Annotated in this window: 12 protein-coding genes; 10 read left to right on the forward strand and 2 right to left on the reverse strand. The window is 71.3% G+C overall.

Going from position 1 to position 9,771, the window contains the following annotated elements:
* Nucleotides 1-89: 89 nt before the first annotated feature.
* From VGR37_11470 to VGR37_11495, 6 genes are all read left to right on the forward strand, one after another.
* Nucleotides 90-1,421: a M20/M25/M40 family metallo-hydrolase gene (locus VGR37_11470; GenBank protein ID HEV2148012.1), complete on the forward strand. Its 1,332-nt coding sequence runs from the start codon at nucleotides 90-92 to the stop codon at nucleotides 1,419-1,421.
* Nucleotide 1,422: 1 nt separating this feature from the next.
* On the forward strand, nucleotides 1,423-1,764 hold the full coding sequence (locus VGR37_11475; protein ID HEV2148013.1) for a hypothetical protein: 342 nt from the start codon (nucleotides 1,423-1,425) through the stop codon (nucleotides 1,762-1,764).
* Between the two features lie 154 nt (nucleotides 1,765-1,918).
* The gene (locus tag VGR37_11480) at nucleotides 1,919-2,773 is read left to right on the forward strand and encodes a hypothetical protein (GenBank protein HEV2148014.1); all 855 of its coding nucleotides are present in this window, start codon (nucleotides 1,919-1,921) and stop codon (nucleotides 2,771-2,773) included.
* Nucleotides 2,774-2,826: 53 nt separating this feature from the next.
* A complete protein-coding gene (locus VGR37_11485) occupies nucleotides 2,827-4,719 on the forward strand; it encodes a gamma-glutamyltransferase (protein HEV2148015.1) in 1,893 nt (630 codons plus the stop codon).
* A gap of 134 nt (nucleotides 4,720-4,853) precedes the next feature.
* A complete protein-coding gene (locus VGR37_11490; GenBank protein HEV2148016.1) occupies nucleotides 4,854-5,174 on the forward strand; it encodes a hypothetical protein in 321 nt (106 codons plus the stop codon).
* A 206-nt stretch (nucleotides 5,175-5,380) separates the two neighbouring features.
* Nucleotides 5,381-5,605 (forward strand): DUF433 domain-containing protein, encoded by a 225-nt coding sequence (locus VGR37_11495; GenBank protein ID HEV2148017.1) that lies wholly within the window; start codon nucleotides 5,381-5,383, stop codon nucleotides 5,603-5,605.
* 136 nt (nucleotides 5,606-5,741) lie between these two features.
* On the opposite strand, the gene VGR37_11500 is transcribed toward VGR37_11495, so the two are convergent.
* Entirely contained in the window at nucleotides 5,742-6,140 is a 399-nt protein-coding gene (locus tag VGR37_11500; protein HEV2148018.1) for a type II toxin-antitoxin system death-on-curing family toxin, read from the reverse strand.
* 3 nt (nucleotides 6,141-6,143) lie between these two features.
* On the reverse strand, nucleotides 6,144-6,371 hold the full coding sequence (locus tag VGR37_11505; GenBank protein ID HEV2148019.1) for an AbrB/MazE/SpoVT family DNA-binding domain-containing protein: 228 nt from the start codon (nucleotides 6,369-6,371) through the stop codon (nucleotides 6,144-6,146).
* A 253-nt stretch (nucleotides 6,372-6,624) separates the two neighbouring features.
* Here VGR37_11505 and VGR37_11510 point away from each other — a divergent pair, with 253 nt between their 5' ends.
* The 4 genes from VGR37_11510 to VGR37_11525 form a co-directional block, all read left to right on the forward strand.
* A complete protein-coding gene (locus tag VGR37_11510; GenBank protein HEV2148020.1) occupies nucleotides 6,625-7,233 on the forward strand; it encodes a hypothetical protein in 609 nt (202 codons plus the stop codon).
* Between the two features lie 272 nt (nucleotides 7,234-7,505).
* Nucleotides 7,506-8,216 (forward strand): DUF3667 domain-containing protein, encoded by a 711-nt coding sequence (locus VGR37_11515; protein HEV2148021.1) that lies wholly within the window; start codon nucleotides 7,506-7,508, stop codon nucleotides 8,214-8,216.
* Nucleotides 8,217-8,295: 79 nt separating this feature from the next.
* Nucleotides 8,296-8,754 (forward strand): GNAT family N-acetyltransferase, encoded by a 459-nt coding sequence (locus VGR37_11520; protein ID HEV2148022.1) that lies wholly within the window; start codon nucleotides 8,296-8,298, stop codon nucleotides 8,752-8,754.
* 16 nt (nucleotides 8,755-8,770) lie between these two features.
* Nucleotides 8,771-9,771, forward strand: a 1,001-nt coding sequence (locus VGR37_11525) for an AAA family ATPase (GenBank protein HEV2148023.1), incomplete at its 3' end; no start/stop codon positions are given.

Genomic DNA, 9,771 nt, shown 5'->3' on the forward strand with positions numbered 1-9,771 from the left:
GGGTGGCACCGGGAAGCTAGCGCCGCTCCCGCGACCGGGCCAGCTTCGCATCCGGCGCGGCGCGCACCCCGGAGTGCGGCACGGAGGGCTTGCGGCGCACGGCGGCCCCGGCGCACCTTCCCCGGGTCGCCATCCGTTCACCCCTTTCCGCCGCCCCCATGCGCACCCGCATCGCCCGGAGCTTTCGCGCCGCCCTGCTCCTGCTCGCCGCGTCCGCCGCGCCGCTCGGCGCGCAGCAGCGGTTCCCCAGCCACTTCTCGCCGCGCCTGGCCGAGCGGCCGGCGGTGCGCGACGCGCTGGCCTGGGTGGAGACCCACTTCCCCCGCCAGGTGGAGGAGTGGATCCGGATCACCGAGATCCCCGGGACCTCGCGCCACGAGGAGGCGCGCGCGGCGTACGTGAAGGAGCAGATGGAGGCCGCGGGGCTGGAGGTGACGATCGACTCCATCGGCAACGTGACGGGGCGGCGGCGCGGCACGGGGGGCGGGCCCACCGTGGCGCTGGCGGCGCACCTGGACACCGTGCACCCGCTGGACACGGACGTGACGGTGCGGCGCGACGGCGACGTGCTGCGGGCGCCGGGGATCTTCGACAACTCCGCCTCCGTCGCCAACATGCTGGCGGTGGCCCGGGCGCTGCAGCACGCCGGGGTGCGCACCCGCGGCGACCTGCTCTTCATCGGCACCGTGCAGGAGGAGCTGGGGCTGGTGGGGATGGACTACTGGCTGGACCAGAACCCCGGCGCGGCGGACGTGCTGGTGGCGCTGGACGGGGGGCTGGGGCCGGTGATGTACGGCGCGCTGGGGATCTACTGGACGCGCTACCGCTTCCTGGGGGAGGGCTCGCACACCAACACCTCCGCGGGGAAGCCGCACCCGGCGCGCGCGCTGGCGGACGCGGTGCGCTCCGTCTACGAGATCGAGGTCCCCCGCGGGCGCGGGCACACCGTCTTCAACGTGGGGATGCTCTCCGGGGGGAAGATCTTCAACGCCATCCCGGAGGAGGTCTCCTTCACCATGGACCTGCGCTCGGTGAACCCGGTGCTGCTGGACTCGCTGGACGCGGAGATCACCGCGCGGGTGGCCCGCGCCGCAGAGGCGCACGGCGTGCGCTGGGAGAAGGAGACCGTGACGCGCAACCGCGCCGCCGGGACGGAGGAGATGCTGCGCGACCGCCGCGCGCACCCGCTGGTGCAGACCGCCGTGGACGTGCACCGCTTCCTGGGGATCGAGACGGAGGCGGTGCCCTCCGGCTCCACCGACGCCAACGCGGCGGTGGTGCGCGGGATCCCGGCGGTCTCCGTGGGCCGCTCCCGCGGGGGCGACCAGCACACCCTTTCCGAGTGGGCGCACGTGCCCAGCGCCCTCCCGGCGACCAAGATGGTGCTGCTGCTGGCGCTCGGCATGGCGGGGGTGCGGTAGCATGCACCCGGTCAGCCGCTCCCAGCCGCTCACGCGCTCCCACTTCCACGCCCAGCTCCGGGACTGGTACGAGGGCGCCTTCGACGGCGACACCGTGGGCGACTCCTCCTCGTACGGCGGGCGCCCGTGGGTCTGGGTCCGCCACGACGGGGAGCGCTACTGCCTGAACGCCGACTCCACGCACGCGGGCGTGGGCGAGTACCTGGACCTGGTCGACGCGTACGGGGACAACCTGGCGTGGACCGTGGTCCCCAATGCGCAGGGCCGGCAGAACAAGGTGGCGTTCGGCGCCGACCGGCGCGTCGTCCCCGGCTTCTACCTGTACCGCCGGGAGGACGCCTGAGCGCCCTGCCGGCACGAGAGTCCGCCGGAGGCGTGCCGGCCGGGGGACCCACCCCGAGCCACGGCCGTCCGGCCGTGCCGCAAACCCGAGCCCGAACGATGCAGATACGCACCTCGACGCGCTTCCCCTTCCTGCTCCTTGCGAGCCTCGCGGCGTGCGATTCGCCGGCGAGCCGCGCCAGGCCGACACACCCATCCTCTTCTACTCGGAGCGAGGGGAGGCGAAGACCCTGTTCCGGATGAGCGTGGACGGACGCGAGGTCACGCCGCTGCCTCAGCCCGGCCCCGGGACCTTCGACCAGGACTGGTCTCCGGACGGGAAGCAGATCGCCTACTCCCAGCGCATCGCGGAAGGCGGTCTCTACGAGGTGTTCGTGATGGACGCGGACGGGTCGCAGCCGGTACGGCTGACCCGGTCGGGCGGATGGTACCCGGCCTTTTCGCCCGACGGAGCGCGAGTCGCCTACCTGACGGTCGGAGGGCCGGAGGGCCGTGGGGACTGGGAGATCCACCTCATGAACCGCGACGGAACCGGAAGCCGCCGTCTGGCCGGCGGACCCGAGTTCAGACTCGGGCGTCTGGCCTGGTCGCCGGACGGCAGACGGATCGCGGCATCGACCTGGAGCGGGCTCGTGCTCCTGGATCTGCAGGGAGGAGCGCCGGTCCAGCTCACCACCGGCCCGAGGCCGGGGTGGGACGGGAGCCCGGCCTGGTCTCCGAGCGGCGACCGGATCGCGTTCGGCCGGTGTGAGGCAGATCCGTGGAGATGCGGCATCCATACCATCGCCCCGAGCGGAAGCGGTCTCGTCCGGCTCACCGGCGGGGTGCGGTCCGACTTCTATCCCTCCTGGTCGCCGGACGGCGAGCGGATTGCGTTCTCGCGCGACGAGTTCGGTTCCGACGTCTTCATCATGAACGCCGACGGAAGCAACCCGGTGAACCTGACCGCGGACAACCCGGGGATGGACGTGGCACCCCGATGGCGGCAGGCCGCCGGCCCGCGAAGGTGACCGCTTCCTCCGATCCACCCTACCGACCCGCAAGAGGTACGGCGATGCAGAGAATGGCACGACTCGGCCCGGTCTTCGTCCTGCTGGCCTGCGCCCTCCCCGCGGCGCTCCCGGCCCAGCAGACGCAGAAGCCGCCGCTCCACGGCCGCCACTGGATGGCGATCACCGGGAAGCCGCTGGCGGCCACCGCCGGCTCCATGATGTTCCAGAAGGGGGGGAACGCGGTGGACGCGGCGGCGGCGATGCTCGCCGCCACCTCCACCATGTGGGACGTGCTGAGCTGGGGCGGCGAGACGCAGGCGCTGATCTACAACCCGCGCACCCGCAAGGTGATCGGGATCAACGCGCTGGGCGTGGCCCCCACCGGCGCCACGCCGGAGCTCTTCCGCTCGAAGGGGATGGAGTACCCGCCGGAGTACGGCCCGCTGGCGGCCACCACGCCCGGGACGCCGGGCGGGCTGATGGTGATGCTGGCGGAGTATGGCACGCTCTCGCTGGCGGAGGTGCTCGCCCCGGCCATCGAGATGGCGGACGGCTACCCCATCGAGGCGCAGACGGCCAACAGCATCGAGCGCAACAAGGAGCGCCTGAAGCAGTGGCGCTACTCGCGCGCGGTGATGCTCCCGCACCTGGGCGAGGCGCGCGAGGCGCCGCACCCCGGGGAGATCTTCCGCCAGCCGGACCTGGCGGCCACGCTGCGCAAGCTGGTGGAGGCGGAGCGGCAGGCGCTCCGGCAGGGGAAGAATCGGCGCGAGGCGATCATGGCGGCGTACGACCGCTTCTACCGCGGCGACATCGCCCGTGAGCTGGTGCGCGGCACGCAGGAGGAGGGCGGGCTCATCACCCTGCAGGACCTGGCCGGGTGGAAGGTGAAGATCGAGGAGCCGGTCAGCACCGACTACAAGGGGATCCAGGTCTACAAGCTCACGCACTGGACCCAGGGGCCGGTGATGCTCCAGGCGCTCAACATCCTGGAGAACTTCGACCTCAGGGGGATGGGCTACAACAGCGCCCGCTACGTGCACGCCCTCTACCAGGCCATGAACCTGGCCTTCGCGGACCGCGACTTCTACTACGGCGACCCGGCCTTCCCGCCGGAGGAGCCCATCCGCGGCCTCCTCTCCAAGCCGTACGCGAAGCAGCGGGCGCAGGGGATCGACTGGACGCGCAACGACCCGGACGCCAAGCCGGGGGATCCGTACCCCTTCCAGGGCGGGACCAACCCGTTCACTGCGCTGCTCCGGAACTGGCACACCACGGGTGTGCGGCCGGCGCCGGGCGACAGCGCCTCGTCTCCCGCGCCGGCCCACGACCGGCGGCCCGCCGGCCCCCTGGCGGCGATGACGGCGGAGGAGGCGTTCTACGCGGGGACCACCACCATCCAGGCGGCGGACACCTCCGGCTGGGTGGTGTCCATCACGCCGAGCGGGGGGTGGGTGCCGGCGGTGATCGCGGGGCGGACGGGGGTGGGGCTGAGCCAGCGGATGCAGAGCTTCGTGCTCGACCCGGCGGAGAACCCGTTCAACGTGGTGGCGCCCGGGAAGCAGCCGCGGGTGACGCTGACGCCCACGCTGGCGCTCAAAGAGGGGAAGCCGTTCCTTTCCTTCGCGGTGCAGGGGGGCGACAGCCAGGACCAGAACCTCCTGCAGTTCTTCCTGAACGTGGTGGAGTTCGGGATGACGGTGCAGGAGGCCACGGAGGCGGCCAACGTCAACTCCTTCCAGCTGCGGGGCTCGTTCGGGGCGCACGAGTCGCAGCCGGGGCGGCTGCTGCTGCAGGACCAGACGCCGCCGTGGGTGCGCGACGAGCTGCGGCGGATGGGGTACACGCTGACCTTCGACGACCGCACCTCCGGGCCGATCAACGCGATCTTCTTCGACCGGAAGAACGGGACCCTATGGGGCGGGTCCAGCAACCACGGCGAGGACTACGGGATCGCGTGGTAGGAGAGTCGCTCGGCAGGCCAACTTGCTCCCGCGTGTCATGTGGCTCGCCCGAGCCGGACTGCATACGGCCAGTGTACCCCGCGGCCGTGTGCACCCGGCGCCCGTATAGCTCTACCTCCGATCCGAGGTGACGCATGATCTGCCGCCTGTGGCACGGCTGGACCACACCGGCCAACGCGGACTCCTACGAGCGACTCCTCCGCTCTGAGATCTTCCCCGGGATTGCTGCTCGCGGCGTGGCAGGCTACCGGGGATTTCACCTGTTGCGGCGGAACGTCGGCGAGACGGTCGAGTTCGTCACGATGATGTGGTTCGATTCACTCGCGGCGGTGCGGGAGTTCGCCGGGGAGGAGTACGAGACGGCAGTGGTGCCGCCCAAGGCGCGCCAACTGCTGCTGCGCTTCGATGGACGTTCAGCGCACTACGAAGTTGCCGAAGACCGTCCGCAACCGTAGCCTGCCTGCTCTTCAAGGCACCTAACGGTTTTGCTGCAAAGAGACATGCAGCCGGGGATCCTGTAGGGCCGGTCGCCTTGAGCGCCGGTCGCACTTCGGCGCAAGTTCTCGTTCGGCTGCACGCGCCCGAGCTCGAGGGCGTTCGGCGCGGGCAGGCTCGTGCGTTATATTGGTCCCGACCTCGTTTCCTCAGCCCCGAGCGAGCCATGGCCGACCAGTTGAGCCGCATCACGATCAATCCCCAGCAATGCGGGGGCAGGCCCTGCATTCGCGGCATGCGCATTCGCGTCACTGACGTGCTGGACCTCCTGGCTGCCGGTTTGTCCTCGGAGCAGGTCCTCGAGGAGCTTCCCGATCTTGAGCCCGAGGACATTTCCGCTGCCCTGCAGTTTGCCTCACGCAAGCTGGACCATCCCGTCCTGGCGGCGTGATCCTCTGGGTGGACGCGCAGCTCTCCCTCAGCTCCTCCGCCCAGCGCTGGACCTGCTCCGACGTGGGGAGCTTCTCGTAGAGATCAGCGAACCGCATCCGTAGTCCTCCCTCCTCGCGCCCAACTGCCACGGGAGGTCAGCGCGTAGGGACGGTATGGGCGCGGAACCAGCCTGCGAGTTCCTCCTCCGCTTGGTGCCCCTCGACGACTCCGATGACCCTCTCGTACGCGTCCGGCTCGGAGGCCGTCAGGCGCACGCCGTTGAGGAGCAGGAAGGTGGCCGCGGCCGCGAAGCCCACGCGTTTGTTGCCATCGACGTAGCCGTGGTTCTTCGCAAGACCGAACAGGTACGCAGCCGCCAGATCCGCCAGGTCGGCCCTTGAGCCGTAGGCGTACCTGTGCCGCGGGCGCGCCAGCGCGGACTCGATCAGATCGTCGCCGCCCGCCCGCACCCCGGTGGCGCCTCCGTGGTCCGAGAGCAGCTCGGAGTGGATGGTGTCCAGGATCAGCCGCGTCAGCCAGACTGGTTCCTCCACTCCTCACTCCGCGAGCTTGCGCAGGGTGTTGCGGTACTGCCGCCGTACCTCCTCGAAGGCCTGCATGGCGTCGTCGAAGTTCGGGTCGTAGGGGGTAAGCAGCACACCGCGCTCCGTCTCGATGACGAACACCCTGTCCCCGGGTCCGACGTGGAGCCGGTCCATCATGTCCTTCGGGAGCGTGGCGGTCACCGAACCACCCGCCTGGCGCAACGTGATCTCCTTCACCATCTTCCCTCCTCCGCATGGGTTGAGTAGCACAATTATTCTACCTGAAGGGAGGCCAGTCCGCCAGCCCCGCGCCTGACGATCGCGCTGCAGGCGCCTTGCTCCAGGCAAGCGGTTCGGACTACGTTTCCGCGGCCTGCACTCCCCCCGCCTCGATCTCCTGCCCCGCCGCATCGTGGAAGCTACCCCGGAGATCCCTCCCGCCGCCCCAGGCACCTCCACCCCGCCGGCACCGGACAGGATCCCGCGTGCAGGCATGGGGCGCTACGCGCTGAAGCTCGCTTTCGAGCTCGCCGTGGTCTTCGTCGGCGTGTACGCGGCCTTCGCCGTGGAGAGCTTTCAACGAGAGCGGGAGGCGGAAGTGCGTCGGCAGCAGCTCCAGGGGGCGCTGCTGCGCGAGATCGAGGGCATCACCCAGAACACCCGCCGCGCGGCACTCGGGACTGCGCGACTCCTGGCGGCCTACGACTCCGCCTGGGCGGTGGGCGGAAAGCCGCCGCTGCAGCCGATGATCGAGCCCATCCGCTTCCAGACGCACATGTGGGAAGCCACGCTCGCATCCGGTGCACTCGACCTGCTCGAGGTCCCGACCGTCTACCGGCTCTCGGAGTTCTACAACGAGCTCAACGCCGGCTTCGAGCAGCTGGCGCAGCTTCGCCAGCTCTCCGAATCCATGCTCCTGCCGCAGATGGGGAACCCCGAAGCGCTCTATGATCCCGCCACTGGGCGCTTGCGCCCGCAGTACCGGTGGTACGTGGGGGGCCTGGAGAACCTGCGCGCCAAGGCCGAGCAGATCACGGTGCTCGGCGACAGCCTCCTGGCGGACCTGGATGCCCCTGGAGACGACGCGCTGGACCTCCCTTGAACCGGCCTGGCCAGAGCGCCACAGGCTGATCATCGGGGCGTCGGGCCGCCCGTCGGCGCACTTGCCGCCTTCGGAGCGCTTCCGTTACCGTTGAGAGCCGACGCCTACCCAAGTCCCTGTTCCCTCACGGGATGGCAGACCCTGTGGAAACTGTTGAGGTCCTTTCCGCTCGGCCCGGCTCCGACACCGCTGCTGCGGGCGCGCCGGCCAGGCCGTCGTGCCCGAACTGCGGCGCGCACGCCCCGCTCGCCTACTGTCCGGTGTGCGGCCAGGTGCAGGACGTCACGCCGCCCACGCTCCGCAGCTGGATCGCCCAGTTCCTGGACGACGTCCTCGACGTGAACGCCCGCCTCCCGCGCACGCTCGTGTCGCTGGTGCGCTCACCGGGCCTGCTGACGTCGGAGTGGCTGGCCGGCCGGCGTGCGCGCTACCTGCCTCCGGTGCGGCTCTACGTGCTCTGCTCCGTCGCGATGTTCGCCACCGGCATCGCGCTGCGCCTGATCGGAGAGCACTTCGGCGTTGGATATCGCCCGAAGGGTGCCGTGGCGGACGATGCGTACGCCGAGGTGGCGCGCCAGAGCGCCACGCACGCCCTCTTCGTGCTCGTGCCGCTCTCCGCGGTGTGGCTGAAGCTGTTCTTCCGGCGCGCGAACCGGGTGTACGTCGAGCACCTGGTCTTCACCCTGCACGTCCATGCGTTCGGGTTCGTCGCCGCGGTCGCCATGTACCTGATGGTTTTCGCGCCCGCGCCGCTGAAGCCCTGGCTCCAGTCGTCCTTTCAGCTGTCGGCGCTGGTCTACCTGGTGCTCGCGATGCGGCGGGTCTACGGGCAGCCGATGCTCCGGACCGTGGCGAAGGGGGTGGTGCTCTTCGCGATGCACGGGGCGGCGGTGGCAGCCCTCACCTTCGCGCTGATCGACCTGCGATACGACCCGGCCCCGGAGCGGCAGGCCCAGGTCGCGCCAGTGCACGCGGGCGAGTGAGCTCGTCTGCACTTCCCCTCTCCGCTGCACCTCCGGATCGCAGCGTCCGTCCGGTGAGCTGGAAGCAGAAACCCGATCGATGCACATTCGAGTCGCGTCCGCGGCGGACATCCCCGAGATGCACCGCATCCGCATGAGCGTCCGCGAGAACCAGCTCGCCGACCCTGCCCTGGTGCAGCCGCACCACTACCGCTCCATGCTGGAGGAGCACGGCCGCGGCTGGGTGGCCGAGGTGGACGGCCGGATCGCCGGCTTCGCGATCGCGGACCTGGCGCGCTCGAACGTCTGGGCGCTCTTCGTGGACCCCGCCTTCGAGCGGCGCGGCGTCGGGCGGGGGCTGCACGACGTCATGATGGGCTGGCTCTTTGCGTCCGGTGCGGACCGGGTCTGGCTCAGCACCGATCCCGGCACGAGGGCCGAGCACTTCTACCGCTCCGCCCACTGGCGGCAGGCCGGCCCGGACGCCGGCGGGGAAGTCCGCTACGAGATATCCCGGGAGGACTGGCCTGTCCACGCCCTCCCTCCGCACCGCGCCTGACCGCGGGGGTCGACTGATGGAACTCCTGGAACGGGGTCCGCTCCTGCTGGAGTTGAGCCGCCTCCTGGGCGAGGCGAGCGAGGGGCGCGGGAGGCTCGCCTTCGTCGGCGGAGAGGCCGGGATCGGGAAGACGGCGCTCGTTCGCCGCTTCGGCGACATGGTCCGCGGCCAGGCCCCGGTGCTCCTCGGCGGCTGCGACCCGCTCTCGACGCCGCAGCCGCTCGGGCCGCTGCTCGACATCGCCGACCGGCTCCCCGGCGCCTCCATCCGGCTGGCCGACGGCAAGGACCAGCTCTTCCGCGACGTGCTGGCCTCGCTTTCGGGCACGCCGCGGCCCCTGGTGGTCGTCTTCGAGGACGCGCACTGGGCCGACGAGGCCACGCTCGACCTGCTGCGCTTCCTCGGCCGCCGGATCGACGGGTGCCGCGCGCTGCTCATCGCCACCTACCGCGACGACGAAGTGGGGGACCGCCACCCGCTGCGCACCGTGCTGGGCGACGTGGCGACCGCACCCGGCGTCCGCCGGCTGACGCTCGCGCCGCTCTCCCCGGAGGGCGTCCGGGCGCTGGCCGCGGGAAGCGCCCTGGACGCCGACGAGCTGTTCCGGCGTACCGGCGGGAACCCGTTCTTCGTCACGGAGATCCTGGCCGCGGGGGGCGAGTCGATCCCCCTGACCGTGCGCGACGCGGTGCTCTCGCGCGCGGCCCGGCTCCCCCCGGAGGCGCGGTCGGTCCTCGACGCCGCGGCGGTCATCGGGTCGCGGAGCGAGCCGTGGCTCCTCCTGGAGGTGACCGGATCCGATCCGGCGGCCCTCGAGGCCTGCCTCGCGGCCGGCGCGCTCTGCCTCCAGGACGAGGTCCTGGCCTTCCGGCACGAGCTGGCGCGGGAGGCGGTCCTGGACGTGCTGTCCCCCGCGCGCGGGCTCGCCCTCCACCGGGCCGTCCTGGACGCGCTCCGCGCCGCCCGCCCCGGGCCGGCGGAGCTGGCGCGCCTCGCGCACCACGCGGAGGCCTGCGG

The sequence above is a fragment of the Longimicrobiaceae bacterium genome, assembly GCA_035936415.1.
In the GTDB taxonomy this organism is placed as follows: Bacteria; Gemmatimonadota; Gemmatimonadetes; order Longimicrobiales; family Longimicrobiaceae; genus JAFAYN01.

Excerpts from the sequence above, each read along its gene's own strand:
- VGR37_11475 (HEV2148013.1), top strand. The coding sequence starts at position 1,423 with ATGCACCCGGTCAGCCGCTCCCAGCCGCTCACGCGCTCCCACTTCCAC.
- VGR37_11485 (HEV2148015.1), top strand. The coding sequence starts at position 2,827 with ATGGCACGACTCGGCCCGGTCTTCGTCCTGCTGGCCTGCGCCCTCCCC.
- VGR37_11490 (HEV2148016.1), top strand. The coding sequence starts at position 4,854 with ATGATCTGCCGCCTGTGGCACGGCTGGACCACACCGGCCAACGCGGAC.
- VGR37_11495 (HEV2148017.1), top strand. The coding sequence starts at position 5,381 with ATGGCCGACCAGTTGAGCCGCATCACGATCAATCCCCAGCAATGCGGG.
- VGR37_11505 (HEV2148019.1), bottom strand. The coding sequence starts at position 6,371 with ATGGTGAAGGAGATCACGTTGCGCCAGGCGGGTGGTTCGGTGACCGCC.
- VGR37_11510 (HEV2148020.1), top strand. The coding sequence starts at position 6,625 with ATGGGGCGCTACGCGCTGAAGCTCGCTTTCGAGCTCGCCGTGGTCTTC.
- VGR37_11520 (HEV2148022.1), top strand. The coding sequence starts at position 8,296 with ATGCACATTCGAGTCGCGTCCGCGGCGGACATCCCCGAGATGCACCGC.